General features: G+C 70.5%; 19 protein-coding genes. 11 read left to right on the top strand and 8 right to left on the bottom strand.

Annotated elements, in window-relative coordinates:
• Nucleotides 1–129 precede the first annotated feature (129 nt).
• A complete protein-coding gene (locus OG266_RS15745) occupies nt 130–2,397 on the top strand; it encodes a galactose oxidase-like domain-containing protein (protein WP_371552802.1) in 2,268 nt (755 codons plus the stop codon).
• Between the two features lie 31 nt (nt 2,398–2,428).
• On the opposite strand, the gene OG266_RS15740 is transcribed toward OG266_RS15745, so the two are convergent.
• The 4 genes from OG266_RS15740 to OG266_RS15725 form a co-directional block, all read right to left on the bottom strand.
• Nucleotides 2,429–3,154 (bottom strand): Mut7-C RNAse domain-containing protein, encoded by a 726-nt coding sequence (locus OG266_RS15740; RefSeq protein WP_371546286.1) that lies wholly within the window; start codon nt 3,152–3,154, stop codon nt 2,429–2,431.
• Nucleotides 3,155–3,187: 33 nt separating this feature from the next.
• Nucleotides 3,188–3,829 carry a TetR/AcrR family transcriptional regulator gene (locus tag OG266_RS15735; protein ID WP_371546284.1) on the bottom strand — a complete coding sequence of 214 codons (642 nt, stop codon included), beginning with the start codon at nt 3,827–3,829 and terminating at the stop codon, nt 3,188–3,190.
• The gene (locus OG266_RS15730; protein WP_266455131.1) at nt 3,826–5,403 is read right to left on the bottom strand and encodes an MFS transporter; all 1,578 of its coding nucleotides are present in this window, start codon (nt 5,401–5,403) and stop codon (nt 3,826–3,828) included. Before OG266_RS15730 ends, OG266_RS15735 begins: the two co-directional genes overlap by 4 nt.
• Nucleotides 5,404–5,763: 360 nt before the next feature.
• Nucleotides 5,764–6,522: a hemolysin III family protein gene (locus tag OG266_RS15725; RefSeq protein WP_266455128.1), complete on the bottom strand. Its 759-nt coding sequence runs from the start codon at nt 6,520–6,522 to the stop codon at nt 5,764–5,766.
• 338 nt (nt 6,523–6,860) lie between these two features.
• Here OG266_RS15725 and OG266_RS15720 point away from each other — a divergent pair, with 338 nt between their 5' ends.
• The 10 genes from OG266_RS15720 to OG266_RS15675 all read left to right on the top strand — a co-directional run bounded on the left by OG266_RS15720 (nt 6,861) and on the right by OG266_RS15675 (nt 19,648).
• On the top strand, nt 6,861–8,693 hold the full coding sequence (locus tag OG266_RS15720) for a phosphoenolpyruvate carboxykinase (GTP) (protein WP_371546282.1): 1,833 nt from the start codon (nt 6,861–6,863) through the stop codon (nt 8,691–8,693).
• 306 nt (nt 8,694–8,999) lie between these two features.
• The gene (locus OG266_RS15715; protein WP_323178274.1) at nt 9,000–10,010 is read left to right on the top strand and encodes a serine/threonine-protein kinase; all 1,011 of its coding nucleotides are present in this window, start codon (nt 9,000–9,002) and stop codon (nt 10,008–10,010) included.
• Nucleotides 9,994–10,473 carry a hypothetical protein gene (locus OG266_RS15710; RefSeq protein ID WP_329545764.1) on the top strand — a complete coding sequence of 160 codons (480 nt, stop codon included), beginning with the start codon at nt 9,994–9,996 and terminating at the stop codon, nt 10,471–10,473. The genes OG266_RS15715 and OG266_RS15710 overlap by 17 nt, the downstream gene beginning before the upstream one ends.
• 129 nt (nt 10,474–10,602) lie before the next feature.
• A complete protein-coding gene (locus tag OG266_RS15705; protein WP_371546279.1) occupies nt 10,603–11,550 on the top strand; it encodes a hypothetical protein in 948 nt (315 codons plus the stop codon).
• A gap of 41 nt (nt 11,551–11,591) precedes the next feature.
• Nucleotides 11,592–12,353: a hypothetical protein gene (locus tag OG266_RS15700; protein ID WP_266455118.1), complete on the top strand. Its 762-nt coding sequence runs from the start codon at nt 11,592–11,594 to the stop codon at nt 12,351–12,353.
• A gap of 28 nt (nt 12,354–12,381) precedes the next feature.
• Nucleotides 12,382–13,179 (top strand): PP2C family serine/threonine-protein phosphatase, encoded by a 798-nt coding sequence (locus tag OG266_RS15695; protein ID WP_371546277.1) that lies wholly within the window; start codon nt 12,382–12,384, stop codon nt 13,177–13,179.
• Complete coding sequence (locus OG266_RS15690) at nt 13,176–14,330, top strand: hypothetical protein (protein WP_329545761.1); 1,155 nt, start codon at nt 13,176–13,178, stop codon at nt 14,328–14,330. The genes OG266_RS15695 and OG266_RS15690 overlap by 4 nt, the downstream gene beginning before the upstream one ends.
• Nucleotides 14,331–14,485: 155 nt before the next feature.
• Nucleotides 14,486–15,304 carry a hypothetical protein gene (locus OG266_RS15685; protein ID WP_371552801.1) on the top strand — a complete coding sequence of 273 codons (819 nt, stop codon included), beginning with the start codon at nt 14,486–14,488 and terminating at the stop codon, nt 15,302–15,304.
• Nucleotides 15,301–17,478 carry a bifunctional serine/threonine-protein kinase/ABC transporter substrate-binding protein gene (locus OG266_RS15680; protein WP_371546274.1) on the top strand — a complete coding sequence of 726 codons (2,178 nt, stop codon included), beginning with the start codon at nt 15,301–15,303 and terminating at the stop codon, nt 17,476–17,478. The genes OG266_RS15685 and OG266_RS15680 overlap by 4 nt, the downstream gene beginning before the upstream one ends.
• Before the next feature lie 61 nt (nt 17,479–17,539).
• Nucleotides 17,540–19,648 (top strand): ABC transporter substrate-binding protein, encoded by a 2,109-nt coding sequence (locus OG266_RS15675; protein ID WP_371546272.1) that lies wholly within the window; start codon nt 17,540–17,542, stop codon nt 19,646–19,648.
• A gap of 20 nt (nt 19,649–19,668) precedes the next feature.
• Here OG266_RS15675 and OG266_RS15670 read toward each other — a convergent pair whose 3' ends face one another.
• From OG266_RS15670 to OG266_RS15655, 4 genes are read right to left on the bottom strand one after another with little or no spacing between them, the layout of a single operon-like run.
• Nucleotides 19,669–20,256 (bottom strand): hypothetical protein, encoded by a 588-nt coding sequence (locus OG266_RS15670; RefSeq protein ID WP_371552800.1) that lies wholly within the window; start codon nt 20,254–20,256, stop codon nt 19,669–19,671.
• 22 nt (nt 20,257–20,278) lie between these two features.
• A complete protein-coding gene (locus tag OG266_RS15665) occupies nt 20,279–21,829 on the bottom strand; it encodes a substrate-binding domain-containing protein (RefSeq protein WP_371546270.1) in 1,551 nt (516 codons plus the stop codon).
• The gene (locus OG266_RS15660) at nt 21,826–23,001 is read right to left on the bottom strand and encodes a toxic anion resistance protein (RefSeq protein WP_371546268.1); all 1,176 of its coding nucleotides are present in this window, start codon (nt 22,999–23,001) and stop codon (nt 21,826–21,828) included. The genes OG266_RS15665 and OG266_RS15660 overlap by 4 nt, the downstream gene beginning before the upstream one ends.
• Nucleotides 23,002–23,014: 13 nt before the next feature.
• Nucleotides 23,015–24,088: a hypothetical protein gene (locus OG266_RS15655; protein WP_371546267.1), complete on the bottom strand. Its 1,074-nt coding sequence runs from the start codon at nt 24,086–24,088 to the stop codon at nt 23,015–23,017.
• Nucleotides 24,089–24,239 lie beyond the last annotated feature (151 nt).

The raw sequence follows: 24,239 nt of genomic DNA, 5'->3' as shown, positions 1-24,239 counted from the left end.
CCACGGCGGAGAACATCACTTCTGGCCGTGGCGGGCCTCGCCGCGGGCCTGCTGCTCATCTCGCCGCAGCCCGCCTCCGCCGCCAACCTCGTCACCAACCCGGGCTTCGAGACGGCCGGCACGGACGGCATGCCGTACTGCTGGGAGAAGTCGGGCTGGGGCGACAACGACTTCACCTTCTCCACGGTGGCCGACGCGCACTCGGGCACCAAGGCGATGAAGGTCGAGCTGACCCGCCGGGTCTCCGGTGACCGCAAGGCGCTGATCACCGAGTCCGCCACCTGTGCGCCGGTGGTCACGGTCGGCAAGCAGTACGACCTCGGACTCTGGTACAAGACGACGACCCCCGACGCCTCCCTCACGCTCTTCCGGCACGACACGACGGCGGGCTGGCAGTACTGGACCGACCTCAAGACGCTGGAAATGCAGGGGAGTTGGACGCAGGCGACGGTCCGTACCCCGGAGGTCCCGGCGGGTACCGACCGCATCACCTGGGGCGTCTCGGTGTACGGCACGGGCTCCGCGACCACCGACGACTACACGATGGAGCAGGTCGCCGACACGCTCCCGCCGGCCACCTGCACGGGTACGGCCGAGCAGTGCGCCAACGGCAAGTGGGACGTGCTGCCCACGCAGAACCCGGTCCGCTCCATGCACTCCGTCGTCCTCAACAACGGCAAGGTGCTGCTGATCGCGGGCTCCGGCAACAGCGAGGAGCAGTTCAACGCGGGCACGTTCACCAGCGCGGTGTACGACCCGGTGAACGGCACGTACAAGACGATCCCCACGCCCAAGGACATGTTCTGCGCCGGTCACGTCCAGCTCGACGACGGGCGCGTGCTCGTGATGAGCGGCAACAAGGCGTTCCCGGTCGTGGGCGGGCACGGGTACGAGGGGTACAAGGACTCGTACATCTTCGACCCGGTCACCGAGACGTACAGCAAGACGAACGACATGAACGACGGCCACTGGTATCCGTCGGCGACCGAGCTCGGCAACGGTGACATCATCTCCTTCGGCGGTCTGCGCGAGGACTCCACCGGTTCGGTGACCGCCGAACTCTGGTCGGACGCGCAGCAGCAGTGGTTGCCGCTGTGGCAGGTCAACCAGACCTGGTCGTACTGGGGTCTGTACCCGTCGATGATCCTGATGCAGGACGGCCGCCTCTTCTACTCGGGCAGCCATGTCTTCGGCAACGGCACGCCGGGCACGGGTTCGGCGATCTACGACTACGGCGCGAACACGGTGACTTCGGTCCCGGGGCTCCAGAACAAGGACGAACGCGACCAGTCCGCAAGCGTGTTGCTGCCCCCGGCCCAGGACCAGAAGGTCCTGACGATCGGCGGCGGCAACATCGACTCGAACCCGGACGCCAACCGGCTCACCGACATCATCGACCTCAAGACCGCGAACCCGTCGTACACCGTCGGTCCGCCGCTTCCGCAGGGCACGGTGGATCTGGGCGCCGGTGCGGTGGCTCAGACGGGCAACCAGGGCAAGATGTACGTCTCCGCCGTACTGCTGCCCGACGGCAAGGTGTTGGAGACGGGCGGCGCTCTGCACAACCGCGCCAACCCGGTGTACGAGTCGTCGATCTTCGACCCGGCGACCTCGACGTTCGACCCGGTGGCTCCCGACCCGGAGGAGCGCGGCTACCACTCCTCCGCGTTCCTGCTGCCCGACGGCCGTGTGATGACGACCGGCGACAACCCGGGCAACGGCACGTGGAACCATGACGTGTCCATCTACACGCCGCCGTACCTCCTCAAGGGCACCCGCCCGACGATCACTTCGGTGATCGACAACGAGTGGGTGTACGGGGACACACAGCGCATCACCACCGACCGGCCCATCGCCAAGGCCGAGTTGATCCGTCCGGCCGCGGTGACGCACTCCTCGGACCCGAACCAGCGGTTCGTGGACCTGCCGCTGTCCGTGGACGGCAACAACGTGGACCTGAACGTGACGAGCAATCCCAACCTGGCGCCGCCCGGCTGGTACATGCTCTTCGCGGTCGACGCCAACGGGGTGCCGTCGGTGGCCAAGTGGGTGCATCTGCAGGGCCCGTCGGCACTCGCCGCCGAGTCGACCGCCGAGGCGCACGTCCACTCCTTCGCCGACTCGCTCCAGGGCACGGTCACCGAGCCCGGCAAGAAGCGGACCTCGCAGAAGGTCAGCCCGACGATCTCCGGCTGCGACCGGCACTACGGCTCGATCAACGTCTGCGTGCCGACCGTCTTCCCCGACGAGGTGAAGAAGACGACGGCCGCCCGGTGCGCGTGGCTGAAGACGAACGACTACGGGCGCCTGAAGGTCAACGGCAAGGACGACCCGCTCAAGCTCGATCCGAGCAAGGACGGGGTGGCTTGCGGGGCGAAGGATCTGAAGAAGCGGTAGGCATCTGAGGGGGCGTCAACGGTTCCTCTCCTCAGGTCCCGAACTCCGTGAGGGCGCGCTCCACGATGGCCTCCAGGCTGTCGTGGTGCGCGCCCTTCCAGTACGCGCGCCCGCACTCCTGGCATTGCGCGAAGACGTCGTACGACCGCTGAGTCCCGCTTTCCAGCCGCTCCGCGACGTCTTCCTTGCTCGCCTCCTTGAGCAGGCCGTTGCACGCCGTGCAGCGTGTCCAGGGCTTCAGTTCGGGCGCGAACCGGCCAAGGACGTCCCGGAGTTGGTCGTCCGGCTGGGTGCTGTAGATGAAGGCACCCGCCCACAGTTCGCGGCGGTGGAGCAGTCCGCGGTCGCGGCTGAGCAGCACGCGCCGCTCGGCGGCGGAACGCGCGGCGAGGGCCGGGTCGCCGATGTCCGTCGACTCGTACGCCGTGTCCACGCCGAGCAGCCGCAGCCGGCGGGCGAGGGTGCCGAGATGGACGTCGAGCAGGAATCGCAGGGGAGCGCCGGGAACCTGCTGCGGGCGCTCGACCGGTCGCACGCGCACGGACTCGCCCGCCGCCGGAACATGGGACACGGGCACCTCGTGGCCGTCCACGACGAGCGTGCCGACCTCGGTCAGCGGGACGCCGAGGGACTCGACGACGTGGCCGAGGGTCGAGACACCGTCGGTGACGACCTCCGTGACACCCGCACGCCGTCCGGGCGCGACGAACATTCCCAGCTCGGGGGCGAATTCGACGTGGATCTCCGGTCCGTTCACCGGATCAGGATGCCACGGGGGTGGGCTGCGGCCTCAGTCGTCCTTCGCGGGCAGGCCGTGCTCGATGACCTCCAGGGCGCGGTCCAGGAGGGTGAGGAGGTCGTCCTGGAAATCGTGTTCGGCCCAGTACTGGGTGATCTCCGCGAGGCCGCCGATGAGGGACATCGTGTAGACGCGCGCCTCCAGGCTGTCCGGGTCCCGGCCGGTGCGCTCGGCGACCGCCTGGGCGAGCATCCGGCCGGTGACCGACATGCTCTCCAGCATCCGGGAGCGCACCGCGGGGACCTGGACCATGAGGTGCGAGCGGAGTCGGGTGGCCTCGGGCTCCCTCTCCATCCCGAAGCCGATGGCCAGCTTCATGACGTACCGCAGCGAGTCCATCCACGGCTCGTCCGCCGGCCGCTTGCGCAGTTCCTCCATCAGGATCGGGTCGAACTCGTCCGTGAGGACGATGTCCTCCTTGGTGGGGAAGTAGCGGAAGACCGTGGACGGGGAGACCTCGGCCGCCTCCGCGATCTGCTCGATGGTCGTCGCGTCGTACCCCTGCTCCTGGATCAGCCGGTATGTCGCGTGGCGGATCGCGATGCGGGTCTTCATCTTCTTCCGCTCGCGGAGCCCGAGCGGGGGCTCCGCGGAGGGAGTGGAGCTGTGTGCGGTGGCGGCCATGGTGCTCATTGTCGGGCATCTGCGGCGGCCGGGGCCACGTCGGTCTCCTTCTCGGGGGTGGGGCGGCCGGCGGGCTCGGACGGCTTCGCGTTCGGCAGCAGCGCCGCGGCCAGCAGCGCGGTGATGAGCGCCGCGACCCCGCTGACCAGCAGGACCAGGTTCATGCCGTGGATGTACGAGGCGTCGGCGGAGGCGGCGAGCGCGCTGTCGCCGAGCCGGCCGGCGACGACATGGGCGCCGACCACCGAGTCGGAGGCGGTGTCCGCGGCGGCGCGCGCAAGGCCCGAGGTGTCGAGCCGGTCGCTGTACGCGCCCGCCAGCAGCGAGCCGAGCAGGGCGATACCGATCGCGCTGCCCACCTGGCGCACCGTCATGAGGAGCCCGGAGCCGCTGCCGGCGCGGTCGCGGGGCAGCGCGCCGAGGGCGGCGGACATCGCGGGGACGACGGCGAAGCCGAAGCCGAGCCCGGCGATGGACAGCCACAGGGCGGTGAAGCCGTACCCGTCGTCGACCGTCGTACGGCTGCCCAGGATCGCGGCGAAGGCGAGCGCGACCAGGCCCGCGCTGATCACCGCGCGCGCCCCGAACCTCCGGATCAGCGGCTCCGCGCCCCTCGCGGCCACCAGCAGTCCGCCCATCATCGGCAGCAGCCGCACCCCGGTGGCGAAGGCGTCGTACCCGAGTACCGCCTGCAGATACTGCGGCAGCACGAACAGCAGCCCGGACAGGACGAACAGGACGAGGGTCGCGGCGAGTGTGTTGAGGAGGAAGCCGCGCTGGGCGAGGAGGGAGAGGTCCAGCATCGGGCGCGGGCTGCGGCGTTCGCGTACGACGAGGAGTGTGATCAGGAGCGCGGAAGCCGTGAACAGGGCGAGGATCAGCGGGTCGCCCCAGCCGCGGTGCGGGGCCTCGATGATCGCGTAGATCAGGATGCTGAGGCCGGCCGCGGTGTACGCGGTGGAGACGGCGTCGACCTTGGGTGCGGCCGGGTCGCGGGTCTCGGGGAGCAGGAAGACGCAGGCGGCGATGCCGAGCGCGGCCATGGGCACGTTGACCAGGAAGACCGAGCCCCACCAGAAGTGGTCGAGGAGCCAGCCGCCGATGATCGGGCCGAGCGGCATGCCGAGGGCGGAGGCGGCGGACACCGCGCCGACGGCCTTGGTCCGCTCGTCGGGTGCGAACAGCGTGGGCAGTACGGCCATCGCGAGCGGCATCACGAGCGCGCCGCCGATGCCCATCACGGCGCGGGCGACGATCACGGGCGTGACGTCGTCGACGAGGGCGCCGACGAGTGAGCCGGCCAGGAAGATGCCGAGCCCGGTGATGAGCATGCGGCGCCGTCCGAAGCGGTCGCCGAGCAGGCCGGCGGGGAGCATCAGCGAGGCGAAGACGACGACGTACGCGTCGGCCATCCACTGCTGCTCGCCGGTGGACGCGCCCAGGTCCCGGGCCATCGTGGGCAGCGCCACATTGAGGATCGTCATGTCGAAACCGAGCACGAGCATGCTCGCGACCAGGGCCCCGAGGGCCCACCAGCGGCGGGGGTCGCGCCGTACGGCGCCATCGTTAGTGACAGTAACCATGAAATGAGAGTAGCTCTCAAAAGGTGGTTGCTGTCAATGTGTGGAGGGGGAGTGGACGGGGAGGGCGGGCAGGGGGAGCTGCGGGGAGGGGCTCATTGTCAGTGCGGCATGTCACTCTGAGATGGGGCTGATTCACGGTCCGTGATGGAGGAGGGGGCTCGTCGTGATGGAGGGAGGGGGCTCGTGAGGAGCACTGTCAATGTGCTGGCGCTGCTGGTCGCCGCGCTGTGCGTGGTCGCGTTCCTGGTCGGCGGCGCGACCGCGGTCCTGGGGGTCGTGGTGGTGGGTGTGGCCGCCGTGACATGCAAAGTGGCCGCGGCTTCGAAGCCACGGCCACTGAGGGTGAGTCGGTCAAAAAGATCAGCCGTGCTGATAGGCCACCAGCGAGATCCCGACGTAGTGCACGACGAACGCCCCGACGGTGAGGGAGTGGAACACCTCGTGGAAGCCGAACCAGCTGGGTGACGGGTTGGGGCGCTTGATCCCGTAGATCACGCCGCCCGCGCTGTACATCAGCCCGCCGACGATCACCAGTACGAGCACGGCGATGCCGCCCGTCCGCATGAAGTCGGGGAGGAAGAAGACGGCCGCCCAGCCCATCGCGATGTAGCAGGGGGTGTAGAGCCAGCGTGGGGCGCCGACCCAGAACACCCGGAAGATGATGCCCGCCGCGGCCGCGGCCCAGATGCTCCACAGGAGCCACTGTCCCTTGGCTTCCGGCAGCAGCAGCATCGTCAGCGGTGTGTAGGTGCCCGCGATGATCAGGAAGATGTTCGCGTGGTCGAGTCTGCGCAGCACCCCGTCCATGCGCGGGCTCCAGTTGCCCCGGTGGTAGAGCGCGCTGACTCCGAACAGGAGGCAGGCCGTCAGGGCGAAGATCGCGCAGGCGACGCGGGCGCGTGTCGAACTCGCGAGAGCGGTGAGCACCAGGCCCGAGATGAGGACGGCCGGAAACATGCCGAGATGCAGCCAGCCGCGGAGCTTGGGCTTGATCTCGTCCGACAGCGACGGGTGCGGCAGCGACAGATGTGTGGAGGACGAGCGCGACGAGGAGTGCGCGACGGAACCGTGGCCGGCGGCCGGCGAGTCCGTGGGCGCGTCGGGGACGGACGCAGTCATGCGCTGAATCGTACCTACGGAACCGTAAGTTACGTATCAGGATGCCCTTATGAAGGGCGAATAGTGGCCATCGTCTCACGGGCGCCCGGGGCGCGATAGGCCGCGGTGCGCCGGGTGATGGGGGGTGAACCCCAAATGGCGCGGAGAAAACCCGGAGATGAGTGGCGATCCTCACTTCGCTCGTCTGTGAGGCCCTCTGGACATATGCGCGGTCTAGTCGGATGATCAAATGAGTGCGGTCGGCACCGGATGAGCGCCAGGGGATCCACCATCGTGAAGCGTCCGGGTCGCAGCCCCCACGGGGCACAAACAACAAAACCCCTCATTTAGGAGCAATCGTGGCGCGCGACATCGCGGCTCCCACCGTCGTACCCACCAACCACAAAGCACTGATCTCGTGGGTGAACGAGATCGCCGAACTGACCGAGCCGGACAGCGTGGTCTGGTGTGACGGATCCGAAGCCGAGTACGAGCGACTGAGCGAGGAACTCGTCCGCAAGGGCACCTTCAAGAAGCTCGACCCGATCAAGCGCCCCAACTCCTACTACGCCGCCTCCGACCCGACCGATGTCGCGCGGGTCGAGGACCGGACGTTCATCTGCTCCGAGAAGGAAGAGGACGCCGGCCCGACGAACCACTGGAAGGCGCCCGCCGAGATGCGGGAGATCTTCCAGGGCACGGACGGCAAGGGCGGTGTCTTCCGCGGCTCGATGCGCGGCCGGACAATGTACGTCGTGCCCTTCTGCATGGGCCCGCTCGGCTCCGACCTCTCCGCGATCGGCGTCGAGATCACCGACTCCGCGTACGTCGCCGTGTCCATGCGCACCATGACCCGCATGGGTCAGCCGGTCCTGGACGAGCTCGGCTCCGACGGCTTCTTCGTGCGTGCTGTGCACACGCTCGGAGCGCCGCTGGCCGAGGGCGAGGCGGACGTGCCGTGGCCGTGCAACTCCACGAAGTACATCTCGCACTTCCCGGAGTCCCGCGAGATCTGGTCGTACGGCTCGGGCTACGGCGGCAACGCGCTGCTCGGCAAGAAGTGCTACGCGCTGCGCATCGCCTCCGTGATGGCGCGCGACGAGGGCTGGCTGGCCGAGCACATGCTCATCCTCAAGCTGACCCCGCCGCAGGGCGAGTCCAAGTACGTCGCCGCGGCCTTCCCGAGCGCCTGCGGCAAGACGAACCTTGCCATGCTGGAGCCGACGGTCGGCGGCTGGACCGTCGAGACGATCGGTGACGACATCGCGTGGATGCGGTTCGGCGAGGACGGCCGGCTGTACGCGATCAACCCCGAGGCCGGTTTCTTCGGCGTCGCGCCCGGCACCGGTGAGCACACCAACGCCAACGCGATGAAGACGCTGTGGGGCAACTCCGTCTTCACCAACGTCGCGCTCACCGACGACAACGACATCTGGTGGGAGGGCATGACGGAGGAGACTCCGGCCCACCTCACCGATTGGAAGGGCAACGACTGGACGCCGGAGTCCGGTACGCCCGCCGCCCACCCCAACGCCCGCTTCACCGTCCCCGCCGCGCAGTGCCCGATCATCGCGCCCGAGTGGGAGGACCCCAAGGGCGTGCCGATCTCCGCGATCCTCTTCGGCGGCCGGCGCGCGACCGCCGTACCGCTGGTCACGGAGTCCTTCGACTGGAACCACGGTGTCTTCCTCGGCGCGAACGTCGCCTCCGAGAAGACCGCCGCGGCCGAGGGCAAGGTCGGCGAGCTGCGCCGCGACCCGTTCGCCATGCTGCCGTTCTGCGGCTACAACATGGGCGACTACATGGGTCACTGGATCGACGTCGCCAAGGACAAGGACCAGGCGAAGCTGCCGAAGATCTACTACGTGAACTGGTTCCGCAAGAACGACGCGGGCAAGTTCGTGTGGCCGGGCTTCGGCGAGAACAGCCGTGTCCTGAAGTGGATCGTCGACCGCCTCGACGGCAGGGCCGAGGGCGTCGAGACCCCGATCGGCATCCTGCCGGCCAAGGGTGCCCTGGACACCGACGGGCTCGAACTGTCCGAGTCCGACCTCGACTTCCTGCTCACCGTCGACAAGGACGTGTGGCGCGAGGAAGCCGCGCTCGTACCGGAGCACCTCAACACGTTCGGCACGCACACGCCCACCGAACTGTGGGACGAGTACCGCGCGCTGGTGCAGCGCCTGGGCTAGTCCACGGAGATCTCCGCGGCCGGTCGGACTTGCCCTGACCTGCGACGTCGTCAAGACCGGCCGCGGTGACCGCAACTCGGGGGAGGCCGGGGCCGCGCACAACGGTGTGCGTGGCCCCGGCCTTCTTGCGCGTCGGACGCCATCTCGACGGGGTGTCGCACGTCGTCCCGCTGCGCGCGGCACGTGGTCCTGCTTGCGGGTCGAACGTAATCCCGGCCCCCATTTCCGCCATCACCTCTGCCACGGCGGGGATTTCGCGGGACACTCGGGACATCCTGCAACGAACCCTGGATCGAGGTGAGCGGGGTGCGCACGCCCGTCAGTGACCCCCTGAAGATCGGGCCGTACCGCATCGTCGGACGGCTGGGCTCCGGCGGGATGGGATGGGTGTATCTCGGCCGTTCGCCGGCCGGGCGCGAGGTCGCGGTGAAGGTGGTGCGGGCCGAGCTGGCGGCGGAGAGCGAGTTCCGGGAGCGCTTCGCGCGTGAGGTCGCGGCCGCGCGGGTGGTCAGCGGCGCGTACACCGCAGCCGTCGTCGACGCCGACACCCAGGCCGAACTGCCGTGGCTGGCCACGATGTACGTGCCCGGACCCTCGCTCGCCGAAGCCGTCCGCACCGACGGACCGCTGCCCGAGCCGCAGGTACGGCAGCTGGGCGCGGGCCTGGTCGAGGCGCTCCAGGCTATCCACGCCGCCCGCGTCGTACACCGTGACCTGAAACCGGCGAACGTGCTCCTCGCCTCCGACGGTCCGCGCGTCATCGACTTCGGGATCTCCCGCGTCGACGGCGTACCCGGGCTCACCCAGACCGGCATCGTCGTCGGCACACCGCCGTTCATGTCGCCCGAGCAGATCAAGGGCGCGAAGGTGGGGCCGCCCAGCGATGTCTTCTCCCTCGGCGGGGTGCTGGTGTTCGCCCTGTCGGGAAGGCCCCCGTTCGGGAGCGGCGACGCCGTGCGCTTCCGGGTCGTACAGAGCGAACCCGAACTCGACGCCGTACCCCGGGGAACGCGCGAGCTGATCGCGCGCTGTCTGGCCAAGCGGCCCGAGGACCGGCCTCAACTGGACGAACTGCTCGCCGCGTTGCTGGAGGAGACCCCGAAACCGGCGTCCTGGCCGCCGCCCACCGTGGCCCACAGCATCAAGGTGCGCACCAGTGATCTGGCCGACCGCCGCAGGGCCGCGGCCGCGGGGCGCGGGGCCGGTACGAGTGTGTCCGTGCCCTCCTGTCTGCTGCTGCACGCCCAGGCGCTGCTGGACGCCGGGCTGACCGACGCGATGGTCGCCGAGGCGGTGGGCCGTGGCGGCGACGCCTGATTCCTCACCCACGCGTTTTCCCGGCCGGGAGCCCGAGGTACTCGAGATCGGTGCGCACTGGCGGCGGATGGTGGAGAGCTGGGTGGCCGGACGGAACTACCACACCGTGACCGACACCGTTTCCGTGTCCATGCAATTCGATCTCAAGGAGACGGGACGGCAGGTCACCGTGAGATTCATGACCACCAAACGGCTACTGGTCGCCTTCGTGACGGATGGTCATTATCTGCGCCAGGATCAACTGGCGGTCGCCGCCGCGGCCTCGAACGCATGGAATACCGAACAACTGAATCCCATGCTCTCGGTATGGGACGTACGGGGGCCGCGGCCCTGTCTCGCCGGGGTCTGCGATCTGCCGCTGACCTGCCGGATGACGCAAACGGATTTCGATGCTTTGGCCAGTGATTGGGTGGAACGGGCGAGGCAGATGTTCATCCGCTGCCATCAGGTATTCAAGTTGTAGAAGTGAAAGCGGTGGTTTCCCTAAAACCCTTCCGGGCGCACGCCGGTTGCCCTCACTATGGGCGAGTGCCTTTTAGGCCACGGGGGGTTGCCCATGAGGCGTTCACTGTTTTGCGCGGTGTTTTTCGGAATGCTCGTCGCCCTGCTTCCCGCGGGTGCGGCGGTGGCCGACACGTGCGACGAGAACTTCGGGGCCCGGCTCAAGTGCTGGTCCCAGTCGATCGACGAGTTCGGTGTCCTGGTCACCCTGGACGACCAGGTGCCCTTCGACGACAAGGCGGGCGACCTCGGCGCCACCAAGCAGACCCTGTGGGACAACCGCCAGAACCTCGTGGTCGAGGTGCCGGAGGGCGGGAAGACCGGTGAGGGCGGAACAGCGCTCCTGCTGCTGGCGGGCACCGGCTGGGTGGACCCGAAAGCCACCATCGACAGACTTCCGGGGACTGCTCGGCAGGGACTGCCCGCCTGTGAGCCCGCGAAAGCCGGTGACCCCGGCTACCTCACGGAACTCCACTCCGCCTGCGGTCTGCTCGCCGCCAAGTCGCTGACCGGCCAGGAACTGATGGACGCGGCTCCGGCCACCTACCGCGCCAAGCAGTCGTTCTCCGTCTCCACCTCCGGCAAGTCCTCCGTCTGGGACGACCTCCCCCTCGTAATCGTGAGCGCCCTCCTCGTAGTCCTGCTTGCCGCCCTCGTGCTCGCCATCCGCCGCTCCTCCCGCGCGGCGCCCCGCCGCACCCTCGCCGCAGCGGGCGGCAGCACGATTCCCACCACGAACAGCCGCGCGGCCGACGAGAAGACCACCCACCTCAGGGTGGAGCCGGCCACCCGCCACGGGCGCCGGGTCGGCAACGTATCCGGCCCCGCGAGGTCCGCCGTCGTCCGCACCGAACTGCACCCGCAGGGCTACGTCGAGCTCGGCCGCGTGCTGTACCGCGCCGTGTGGGCGGAGCCCGGCCGCCCGCCGCCCGCGCCCGGCCAGCTCGTCGACGTCACGGACGCACGCGAGCGCGACTCCGACGTCCTGTACGCCTTCCCGCCCACCACGGGACGGCACGCCAAAGGCACCCGGTCCTGAGGCCCGTGAGACACCCCGGAAACCAGGAGAAGAGAACAGAGATGCACAGCGATCACCCGCCCACCATGCCGGCGGAGTACGCCGACATCGAGTTCGAGAACAACGCGCAACGCCTGCCCCTCGTGCTCTGCCTCGACACCTCCAGCTCCATGGCGGGCCGCCCCATCCAGACGCTCAACAACGCGCTCATGGAGTGGACCCGGGAACTGCACGACGACGTCAGCCTCAGTTACAGCGTCGAGGTCGCCGTGGTCACCTTCGGCGGCCAGGGCGTCGTCGCCTGGCGCGGGCCCCAACTCCTGGACCCGCGCGCCCCGGTGAGCCCCTTCGTGCCCGCCCACATGTTCCGGCCGCCGCAGCTCGCCGCCGCGGGGGTGACCCTGATGACGGAGGCCGTCGAACTGTCGATGCACATCGTCGCGGCCCGCAAGGCCGAGCTGCGCGCCTCCGGACTCCAGTACTACCGGCCGCAGATCTGCCTGGTCACCGACGGTCTGCCGACCGACGGCACGGGCCATCTGACCGACTCCTGGCACCGGTTGATCCCGGTACTCGCCGACGAGCAGAGCGCCCGCCGCTTCCGCCTGTACGCGATAGGGGTGGGCGGCATCACGGACATGGGCGAGCAGGTGCTCCAGGCGTTCGCCCCGAAGTTCAACGCCCGGCTGCAGGGGTTCCCGTTCCGGGAGCTGCTCCAGATGATGTCGGCGAGCGCGAACGCCGAACAGAAGGGCGCGGGCGACGAGGTCTTCGAGAAGATCTTCAGCCAGTTCAAGACCCAGCGCCCGGCCTGGGAGTCCTGACCGAATGACCGGATGGGGATCCTGACTCATGGCCGGAGCGGAAAAGCAGGAATCGCCGTGGCGCATCCACGGCATGAGCGTCGAGGGCTACCGCCACCGCCGCCAGGGCCTGCCCTGCCAGGACGCCTGCGCCTACAAGGCGTCGGCGTACGTGGCGGTCCTCGCGGTCGCGGACGGCGCGGGCAGCCGTCCGCGCTCCGAGGAGGGGTCGAGGCTCGCGGTCGAGCTGGCCACCGAGCACTTCGCGCGGCGGGCCGACGCGGCGGCCGACTGCCGGCCAGGAGAGGCCGTCCACGAACTGCTCGAAGACGCCTTCCACGATGTCAGCAAGGTCTTCCTGGACAGGACAGGGGCCGACGCCGCCGACTTCGCCACCACGCTCACCGTCGTGGTGCTCGCCCCCGGCTGGCTGGGCCAGCTCACCGTCGGCGACGGCTTCGTCGTACTGCGAGCCGGTACGGAGGACGGGGAGCGGCAGTTCCATCTGCTGCCACAGCCGCGGGCGGCCAGCGAGTACAGCAACGAGACGGTCTTCCTCACCTCGCCGGACGCGGCCCGCTGGGTGCACACCGACTGTGTGTCAGACGAGGGGATCGACGGCGTGCTGCTCTCCACCGACGGGCTCGTGCAGGCCGCGCTCACCCGGGCCGCCTCCGGGGCGCAGTCGCCGAACGCGTCCTTCGCCGACGCCGTGTTCCGCTCCCTGGACACGGTCACCGACGACGCCCACGAGGGACTCGCCACGCTGCTCAGGTCGGACCGCCTCACCGCCCTGAACGCCGACGACAAGACGCTGCTGCGGGCCGTGCGCAAGGCGCGGCCATGAGCGGCCTCACGGTGTTCCTGGACGGGAAGCCCGTCGTCCTGGCGGAACTGCCCCTGAAGGGCGGCGGCCAGGCGGCCGTCTACCCGGTCGTCGGCGACGACGGCATCGTCGTCAAGCTCTACCGCGAACCGCCAGGACCCGAACAGGAGCGCCGGCTGACGCGGATGCTGACCATGTCCCCGCTCGCCGCCCGCCCCACCAACGCCTCCCAGCCACCCGAACTGGCCTGGCCCACCGCGCTCGCCCGCGGCCCCCGGGGCGAGTTCCTCGGCTACGCCATGCGCCGCTTCGGCGAACCCCAGCACGTCCAGCTGATCGGCCTGTTCACCCGCGCCCAGCGCCTCAAACTCTTCCCCGGACGGGCGGACTGGCGCTTCCTGCTCGGCGTCTCCTGGAACCTCGCCTTCATGACGGCCCGTATGCACTACGACAACCTCGTCATCGGCGACTTCTCCAGCAGCAACGTCGTCGTCGACGGGAACGGCTTCGTCACCTTCCTCGACTGCGACTCCATCGCCTTCACCGACCCGGTGACCGGGGAACCCTTCCCCTGCCTGATGCACACCACCGACTACTCGTCCCCCGAGCGCCAGGCCGGCGGCCCCGCCACCCGCGCCACCGACGACTTCGCCCTCGCCGTCCTCGTCTACCAGCTGCTCACGGCGGGCAACCACCCCTTCGGCGGCGTCCCGCACGACAGCGCCTCCGAGTCGACCGTCAAGGACAACATCGCCGCCAGCTGCTCCTACGTCGTACGCCCCGAACTGGTCGTCATCCCGCGCGGCACCGTCGACCCCTCCGTGCTGCCCCCGGAACTCCTCACCCTGGCCCGCACCGCCTTCGGCCCCGGCGTACAGGCCCCCGCCGCGCGCCCCCAGGCGGAGGCGTGGCTGCGCGCCCTGGACAGGGAACGCGCGCTGGTACGGGTCTGCCGGAACCGCCCGCTGCACGCGTACGGGTCCCATCTGCCGACCTGCCCGTGGTGCACGCGGGCGGCGGTCACGGGGCACGACGTGTTCAACGGGCCGGTGCCGGTTCCGGTGCCGGACGTGCCGCCGGAGGAGACGCAGCCGTGGCCCGCGGCCCTGAAGGTCGGCCTGCTGATCCTGGCGGTGCTGATCCTGGTGATCATCGTGGTGCGGCCAGGATGAATCCACAGCGCCATGCTCCGCCGTCAAAGCCCATAACTGCTCATGTTTGTAAGGGTAGTTGGCACCCAAGTGCGTTTACATGCGCCACACTGATTACAGGGGTGCGGGCATAGGGGTGGGAGTGACGCATGACCGGGTGGAGGCCAACCTTGGCCGTGGCGGCGGGGGTGCTGCTGCTGGCGGGGTGTACCAGTGGAGCGGGCGATGAGCCCAAGACGGAGGGGACACCGAAGAAGAGCTCCGGCGCGTCTCCTTCGGCCTCGGCGTCGCCCGTGAACGAGCCGTACACGCTCGCCGAGGACCGGGCACCGAGGACGCGGGCCGAGGCCGTCGCCTTCGTTCGTGAACTCACCGTGCGCCCCGACTACTTCGGCACCGGGTACCGCAAACGCGATCCCTTCGAGAGCGATCCGGCCGAGTGGGCCGTACTCGGCGAGGACTGCCTGTGGCGGCGCGAGGCGCTGCCGAACACCGTACTGGCCAGTCTCACGCGGATGTACGAGCTGCCGACGAAGGGCGGCAAGGGGCCGGTGTACGTGTCGTTGACCGTCACCGTGCACCAGGACGTCGTGTCGGCACGGCGCGACATGGCCGGGTCGCTGGAGGAGGCGCTGCGCTGCCCCGAGCAGCAACTGAACGCCACGGACCGGGTGCGCGGCCTGTACTCCCGGGTCGACGCGTTCGCCGACGGGCGACCCGTGATCTCCGACGACGACCTGACGGAGAGCGGGAACTGGGTCGCCGCCGGCGGCAAGGCGCATCCCTTCGACTGGTACAAGTTCCGGCTGGGGTCGGTCACCCTGGCCGCGACCGCGCGGCACGGCTCGGGCCGGACCGAGGCCGAGGACTCCACCGTCACCACCGACATGGGCAGGGGAATGACCTTCGTCGCGGCGAGCATCGACGGCCGGGGCAAGGCGGGCGATGCGAGTGCCACCGCGGAACCGACCGAGACGAAGGGGGCGGGACAGTGAGCGAACCGCTGCGGTCCTCCGACCCGTCCCGCATCGCGGGGTTCCGGCTGCTGCGGCGGCTCGGCGCGGGCGGCATGGGCGTCGTCTACCTCGGGCGCACCGACTCCGGGGCACTCGCCGCGGTCAAGGTGATCCGGGGGGAGGGCGCCGACGAGGACGACTTCCGGGCCCGGTTCGCGCGGGAGGTGGAGCTGGCGCGAAGGGTGGACAGCCCCTGGGTGGTTCCCGTCCTGGACGCGGACGCCGAGGCACGCGAGCCGTGGCTGGCCACCGCGTTCGTCCCCGGGCCCTCCATCGCCGAGGCGGTCGCCGCGCACGGCCCACTGCCGTCGCGTGCCGTACGCGTCCTGGGCGGGCTGCTGGCCGGGGCCCTGAATGCAGTGCACACGGCCGGGCTCGTACACCGGGACGTCAAGCCGGGCAACGTACTGCTCGCCCTGGACGGACCGCGCCTGATCGACTTCGGCATCGCGCGCGCCGCCGACGACACGGCACTGACCGCGTCCGGGCTCGTGGTCGGCACCCCCGGTTTCCTGGCCCCGGAGCAGGCCCAGGGGCAGTCCGCCACATCCGCGAGCGACGTCTTCGCACTGGGCTGCGCGCTGGCGTACGCCGCGACCGGCACTCCTCCCTTCGGCACCGGCACGCCGGATGCCCTGATGTACCGCACGGTCCACGACGAGCCCGAACTCGATCGTGTGGAGGGCGAGTTACGGCCCCTGGTGGAACGCTGCCTGGCCAAGGACCCGGCCGCGCGGCCCACGGCCGACGAGATACGCGGCCTGCTCGCCGATGACGCTCCGGACGCCTCCGGCGGCTGGCTCCCCGACCCCGTCGCCCGGATGGTCGCCGCACGGGCTGCCGAGAGCCTCGCCTTCCCGGACGTCGAACCCACGATCGTGGACGATCCGGCCGTCCCCGCCCGGCACCCGGCACGCCGCCGCCTGCTGCTGGCCGGCGGTGCGCTGCTGCTCGCGGGCGGCGGAACCGGAGCGGCGGTGTGGGCGTCGGAGGACGACGGGAAACCGTCCGCGAGCAGTGGGCGTCCCCTGTACGTACTCGGCGTGCACACGACCACCAGCACGAGTGAGGCCGCCGTCAGCCGGGCCAGTGAACGCGCCGCCCGCCTCGCCGTCGCCGAGCACAACGCCACGCCCAAGCGCTCCTACGACCTGAAGGTGAAGGTCCTCGCCGACCAGGGCGACGCGGACACCGCTCAGGAAGTGGCCCGTAAGTTCACCGCCGACCGGAACGTCGTCGCCGTGCTGGGACCGGTCGCCGAGCTCCCCATGCAGAGGGCCGCGGCCGTCTACGGTGCGGCGGGGCTGACCCATGTCTCCAGCACCACGGGCCAGCAGGACTACTTCCTGACGTCGCCGAAGACCTCGTTCCAGAGCGGCCCCGCCCACGCCGCGCTCGGCGGCTGGATCGGACTGCACGCCTTCATAACCCAACAGGTGGTGCGGGCCGGCGTCGTGATCGACCGGGCCGGGGGCCCTGCCATGCAGGACCAGGGCACCCAGGTGGTCGGCAACTGGCGCAACATCCTCAAGAGCGAGGTCGTGCCCCGCGTCGTCGCGGAGGACACGGACGACGGCCCGAAAGCGGTGCGCGAACTGCTCGCCGCCGGTGTCGGGGCCTTCGCGTACCTGGGCCCCCTGGACGCCACCGTCCGCACGGCCCGGTACCTGGCCACGGCCGGCTTCACCGGACCGCGCTGGATGCAGCACCAGTTGTACGGCTCGGACTTCCCGCGCCTCGCGGGTGCGGCGGGCGACGGCTGGTTCGTGGTGACGGACGCCGTGGACCCCTCCGTACTGACGACGAAGCGGGCCAAGGACTTCACCGCGGCCTGGCGGAAGCGCTACGGCAGCGCTCCGGAGCCGTACGCGACCGAGGCTTACGACAGCGTGGGGATGCTGCTCGCCGAGTTCGCCCGCACGGTCCCGGCCGGGGCACGTCGGCGGCCGGTGCGGGCCGATCTCGCTGTGCGGCTGGCGAAGGTGAAGTACCAGGGCATCGCCCGGACGTACGCCTTCGGCGACTTCCACCAGTACGACAACAGCTCGACGGGCTGGGCGGACGAGACCTTCGTCCACGAGGTCCGTGGCGGGCGGTTCAGACAGCTGGGATCACTCGGCGATCTGAACCGCGCGGCGCAGAGCCAGGGCTGAAGTGCTGGAGTGAGGCCCGGAACCGGCGGGCGGGAACGACAGGGAAACGGAGGCGGCTGACGTGGAACGGCTCCTGCCCGCCGATCCGTCCCTGATCGGCGGCCACCGGCTCGCCGGCCGGCTCGGCGCGGGCGGCATGGGCGTCGTCTACCTGGCGCGCTCGCCGCACGGCGCGTGGTGCGCGCTGAAGGTGATCCGCGCCGAGTATGCGGACGACCCCGGCTTCCGCGCCCGCTTCCGCCGCGAGGCCGAGCTGGCCGCGCGCCTCACCAGCCGGTGGACCGTGCCGGTCGTCGCGGCCGACGCCGACGCCCGCTCCCCGTGGCTGGCCACCGCCTATGTGCCCGGACCGTCCCTCGCCGAGGCCGTGGCGCTGCGCGGACCCTGGCCCGAGGCGCAGCTGCGCAGCCTCGGTGCCGTGCTGGCCGAGGCGTTGGACGGGGTGCACGCGGCCGGGCTGGTCCATCGGGACGTCAAGCCCGCGAACGTGCTGCTGGCCGCGGACGGGCCGCGCCTGATCGACTTCGGGATCGCGCGGGCCGTCGGCGCGACCGCGCTCACCACGGACGGCACCGTCGTGGGCTCCCCCGGCTACCTCTCGCCCGAGCAGGCCCGCGGGCACACCGTGGGTCCGCCCAGCGACGTCTTCTCGCTCGGCTGCGTCCTCGCCCACACGGCCACCGGCCGGCCGCCGTTCGGCACCGGCGGCGCCGCGGCCGTGCTGTACCGGACCGTGCGGGAGGAGCCGGACCTGGACGGCGTACCGGAGAGCCTCGACCGGACCGTACGGCGATGTCTGGCGAAGGAACCGGAGCGGCGCCCGAGCGCCCGTGAACTCCAGGACGTCTTCGGCGAGTTCGCCGTGGACGAGTGGCTGCCCGAAGGGCTGCCGGCCCTGGTCGCCGCCCGTGCCGCACGCGTCCTCGACCTGCCCGTTCCCGACCCCACCATGCTCGCCGGGCCCTCCCCCGTGGACGCACCGCCCTCGCCCACCCGGCGGCGCCTGCTCGTCGCCGGGGCCGCGCTCGGTGTCATCGCGGTGGCCGGGGCGGGCGCGTGGTGGGAGTGGGGCCGGGCCGACGCGTCGGCGAACACCGGCTCCGTACGGCGGTCCCGCCACGTGGTCACGCTGCTCGGCAGCCCGGACGACCCCTACTTCACCGACCACCGGCGCGGCGCCCTCCTCGCCGTCGAGCAGCACAACCAGGACGCCCGGCGCACCGTGGACCTCGTGCTGCGCACCGCGGACGACGGCGGCACCGCGACGGGCTCCGCCGCGACGGCCGCCCGGCTGGCCGCCGACCCGGACGTGTCCGTGGTGATCGCCGCGGGCACGAACGCGACCGTGCCCGCTGCCCTCGCCCCGTGTACGAAGGCCCGGCTGACCGTGCTCGTCACCCGTGCCGACACCGAGGCCCTGGAGGTCGTCAACACCACCACCGCCCTCGTGTTGCGCACCACCCAGACCGTCGGCCCGTTCGCGGCAGTGATCTATCTGAACCGGGTCGTCAAACCCGCCCGCACGGTGGTCGTGCACGACCTGGCCACCGAGGCGGAGAGCCTGGCCGCGGTCCGCATCATCACCGTCTACGGCAAGCTCGACGGCGGGACGTCGGTGGAGGAGGTCGCCGCGGACGAGGACTTCACCGGGGCCGCTCGCCGCATCGCCGCCCGCCCCCGCGACGCCGTCTTCTTCGGCGGGGTGAGCCCCGACCGCGCCGCCGCCTGCGCCCGCGCGTTGCGGGACGCGGGCCACCGGGGTGCCAGGGTCGCGGGCGAGCACGTCCTCGGCGCCCCCTTCCTCGCCGTCGGCGAGGACTGGAGGATCAGTACGGGCTACACCGACGCGAGCGCCGACTCCCGTACCAAGGCGTTCGCCGCCGCGTTCCGCGCCCGCCACGGACGCGCCCCGGGCGCCTGGGCGGCCGAGGCGTACGACGCCGTCCGGTTCGCCGCTCACGGCCTCGCCTCCGTCGGCGACGACGGCCGCACCGCCCTGCGCTCGGAACTCCTGCGCCGCCCCTGGCAGGGCATCACCCGTCTCATGAGCTTCGATGCCTCCACGCAGAACTTCAAGGCCGACGAGGACGGCGGAGGGTTCCTGTTCCGGGTGACCGGGGGAACAGTCCGCTTCGTGGCGCGCTCCGCCGACATCGGCAAGAAGACGTGACCCGTACCCCGGGACCTCCGCTAAGAGCGCCCCCGGTCCTCCAGATACCGTGTGAGCGACTCCTGCCGCCGCGCCTCCGTCTCCCGCAGCTGTGCCGCCAGCCGTTCCGACTCCTCGTGGAGCACGGCGAGTTGGCGCTCCAGGTGGCGTTCCGGCGGTTCGGTGCCGGGTGTCATCCGGGTCCACCACCGCGTCCGTACGAAGGTGTCGACGGCCTCGGGAATGTCCTGCCGTACGGCCCGGGACAGGGTGTGCACCCCCTCCGGGTCCTGCGCGAGGACCGCGGCGACCCAGCCGGGGTCCAGCAGGGCGGTGAGGAGTTCGGTGAGCTCGGTGAGGCGGCCGGCCGCCGCGGGCGGCAGCTCGACGCCGTCCAGGTACTCGCGCAGTTTGCCGAAGTCACCGCGCAGTTCGTCGAGTTGGGCGGACGGGTCCGGGAAGTCGGGGAGCGGCGGGCGTTCCGGCGGCGCGATCAGGGCGCCCGCGCCGTACAGACCGAGGACGACGGCGGGCCAGTACGCGCCCGCGAGCCCCGTGAAGGTCAGCGCGAGCCCGGCGATCCCGCCCGCGCTCCCGGCGAGGTTCTTGCGGGACTCCAAGTAGCCCATGAACCGGCTGGTCCCCTTGGTCCTATTGGTAGCCACGGATCTCCTCGAAGGCGCCGTCGAGCGAGCCCTTCTGGGCGTCGAAGAGACGGCCGCCGGTCAGGTCGGCGATGTGCTGGAGCTCGCCGCGGTCGGAGTCGCCGAAGAGGATCGGGAAGACGGGTATCTCCTGCTCGGCGGCGGGCAGTCGGCCGTAGAAGCCGTCGAACTCGTCAGCGCTCGCGCCGGCTGTGTTCTCGCCGTCCGTCATCAGCACGATCGACGTGAACGTGTCGTCGTCGGCGCCCAGATGCTCGTACGCCTTCTCCAGCGAGGTGAAGATCGCGGTGTCGCCCTCGGCGCTGAGCGCCTTGGTGTCCTTGCGGATGCCGTCGAGCCCGGCCTGCGGGTCCTCGGGCCGCACCACGTGCGTGCGGACGCTCTTGACCTCGGAGCCGAAGGGCATCAGCGTCACCTCCTCGCGCTCGCGGAAGTCGCTCGTCAGATCGGTGAGCGCCTTCTTGAGCCGGTCGAGGCGGCCGTCCTCGCGCATGGAGCCCGAGGTGTCGAGAACGTATACGGTCCTCGACGGTCGGCGGAGCTTGTTCTCATAGGCGTCGAGGAGGCCGTCGGCGACCGACTGGCTGCCGGGGAAGGGGAGTTCGCGCCTTCTGCTGGTGTCGAGGCCGGTCGCCGGGGCGACGGAGGCGACGACCGGGCGGCGCAGGGTCTCCTCGGTGATCTGCTGCTGGGCGGCCGGGGCGCGCAGGGCCTCGGTGAGACGGCGGACGTCCTCGCGGGTCTCCTTGGAGGACGAGGCGAGGGAGGTCAGCGGATAGTCCGCGGTCACCACGCCGTCGCTCGGCCGGATGACGGTGAGGCCCTTCATGCCCTTGAGGACCGACTCGTAGTTGAGCAGGGCGTCCACGGTGCCGCGGCGCTCGTAGGCGGCCGCCAGCCAGCCCGAGGAACCCGAGGTCAGCTTCTGCCCCTGGAAGAACTCCTTCAGCTTCGGCGTCGCCTTGTCCACGTCCGCGTCCGTCAGCGCCGACTGCGCTCCGGACAGGCCCGAGGCCACCGAGATCAGCGTGGAGAAACCGGAGTTGGAGCGTGCCGGATCGGTCATGCCGTACGTCAGCTTGCCGGCCGCCACCGCCTTCTCCACCTGCGACCAGGTGACGTCGTCCGGCTGCCAGCCCAGCTCGCTCACGGTCGCCGTCTTGACCCCGATGGCCACCGGGCTCGACATGATCGGCGTCTCCGACACGACCTTCTTCGCCGCGTCGGAACGCAGGTGCAGATAGTCGTTGGACGACAGCCACAGGGCGTCGTACGAACCGTCCACCTTGCCCTGCGCGAGCAGGTCCACGGCGGCGAGGGTGCCCATGTAGGTGGGCTTCACCGTGATCCCGGTGTCCTGCTGGATCTTCTCCAACACCGGTGCCATGTCGCTGAGTTCACTGGAGGCCAGGACGCGGAGGGTGCCGGGTGTGGGTTCTGTCGGCGCCTTGGGGTCCGTCGTGTTGTCCGCCGTGCAGGCCGATACGGCGAGCAGAGCCGCCGCCGTCAGTACGGCGAACGCGCTTCGTCGTCTCATCCGTTCCCGCCTTCCAGGGCACCCTGCGAGCGGCTGCGCTCCAAGTACGCGCTCGCGTGCTGGAGTTCGGAGGTCAGGGACTCGACCGTCACGGCCATGGCCTCGGTGGCCTGGACCTTGTAGGTGTCGATCGCGTCGAGTGTGCGGTAGATCTGCTGGAAGGCGCTGCGCAGGGTCTCCGCGCCGACGGCCGGGTCGGCGGCGATCCGCTGGATCTCCCCGCTCTGCGTGGCGAGCATCTCGGCGTTGCCCCGGATGAGGTCCTCCGTCGTACCGCGCAGGGCGTTGACCTGGTCGACGACCTTGCGCTGGTTGTCGAGGGCGGAGGCGAGCATCACGGAGATGCGCAGCGCGGACACGGTCGTGGTCGCGGCCCGGTCGACGCCCTTGATCAGCTCTTCGTTGTTGCGGCGTACGACGTCCATGGCCAGGTATCCCTGGGCGCACACGGCCAGTTGGGTCAGCAGGTCCTGGTGCTTCTGCCGTACGGGGAAGAGGACGTCGGAGCGGAGGGTGTCGGCCCCCGCCGGGTCCCTGGCCTCCACGCCCGCGATGTGCGCCTCGACGGCCGTGTCCAGGGCCTGGGTGAGGACGACGTACTCCTGGAGCTTGCCCATCGTCTCCCAGAGCCGGACCCGCTCGGTCTGCAACGCGGCGTTGTCCCGGCGCAGTTCGTCCTGTCCGCCGCGCAGCGAGCCAACGATCTTGTTCAACGTGCCTTGCGCGGAGGCGTACTTGGCGACGTGGTCGCGGAGCTTGTTGCCGCCGGGGAGCCGGGAGAGGAACTTGCGGCCCTTGCTCGCGGGCAGGTCGCGCGGGTCCAGGTCCTCCACGACTCGCCGGAGTTCGACGAGCGAGCCCGCCACGTGCGACTGGGCGTCCTCGCCCTTGCCGGGGAGGCTCCGGATGGTGCGCTCCAGCATGCGGTTGGACTGTGCGGCGGCGCCCCGCATCTCGCCCGCGCCCAGGCCCGCGATCTCGCCGACCTTGCCGGCGAACTCGGGGGAGCGGGCGTCCAGGGTGGCGAGCCCGCCGACGTACTCGGCGGCGCGGCGCGCCATGTCCTCGTGCACGGCCGGGTCGACGGGCACGAGCCCGCCCGCCTTCTCGCGGGGCACGGGCGCCACGGCCTCGGGCGGTGTGAGGGTCAGTGTGTTCGGTTCAGTGCTCATTGCGTGCTTCCCCCTACTTCCGGGCCCGGAGTGCCATCTCGTGCAGCACCTTGGAGGCGGGCACGGGCGCCTGCCGGACGCCGGTCAGCTTCTGATTGATGTACCTGGTCTGGGCGGCGGTCGCCTCGGTGAACTCCGTGCTCGCGCCCTGCGGCCGGAACCCGTGCCGGACGGCGAGCTTGCGCAAGGTCGGGTCGGTGCTGAGGAGTTCGCCGAGCGCACGGCCCTCAGGAGTGAGCGGTACGACGGTGTGGTCGCTGTTCGCCGTGGTGTCCGGGTAGAGGACGGCGAGGTCGCCGACCTCCTGGCCCTGGACGAGCAGCGAGGCGACCTGGGACTCGTAGGCGAGGACGAGCGGGTTGCCGGCCCCGCTGATGAAGTCCCTGAACGTGGCGTCCGTACTGCTCTGTTGAGCGCCCTGGACGCTGATCAGCTTGTGCATCAGGGGCGCGGTGCGGGTCACGGCGGCGTTGTCCGCGGCCACGCGTCCGCCGTCGGCGACGTACGAGGCGGCGGCGAGGTAGAGGGCGCCGGAGTTGGAGGTCTCGGGGTCGGTGGTGGCGATGAAGAGCGTGCCGGTCAGCTCGCCGTACTTCTCGGAACCCTTGAGTTCCTGCCAAGTCCGGTCCTGCTCGGCCGCCTTGAGGTAGGCGGACATCTTGAGGGTGCCGGTGGCCTTGTCGAGCACCGCGAGGCCGTTCTTCTCCAGGACCTCGGCGGCGTTGCGGTGGGCCACGACGACGAGGGGCGAGTAGAAGGGCCGGGGGAGCGGCTTCTGTGCGTGGTACTTGTCGGCCAGCTCATCCGCCGGCGCCTGGCTGGAAGGGAAGGCGAAGTCGTACCCCTTGAGGTCCAGGCCCTCCATGGCCCAGGACCCGGAGGTCTCCGTCTTCACGGTGTAGCCCTTGGCAGCGAGGGCCTTCACCACGTCGGGATCGGCGAAGAACTCCGCCTTCTCCGATCCGATCACTCCTTGCACGGTCTTCGTTGCCGTGCCCTTGTCCTGACCATCGCGGCCTGCGACGACGGCTGCTACCACTCCGCCGATCAGCAGCACCGCCAGGACGATTCCTACGATGCGTCTCACACCCGAGAGCGTGCTCCCGGACTCCAACATTCCCCCCGGCGCGGGGTGAACACGGGGTGACGACGGGGTCCCGGTACGCAACCGGAACGGGGGGTGCCGCTACGGGGGTCCACTGCACGGGGCTGTCCGGTTCCCGCCGTTGCACCGGGCG

The sequence above is a fragment of the Streptomyces sp. NBC_00554 genome, assembly GCF_041431135.1.
In the GTDB taxonomy this organism is placed as follows: domain Bacteria; phylum Actinomycetota; class Actinomycetes; order Streptomycetales; family Streptomycetaceae; genus Streptomyces.
Note: the sequence above shows the minus strand (reverse complement) of the source record. Positions and strands in the feature narration are given on the sequence as shown.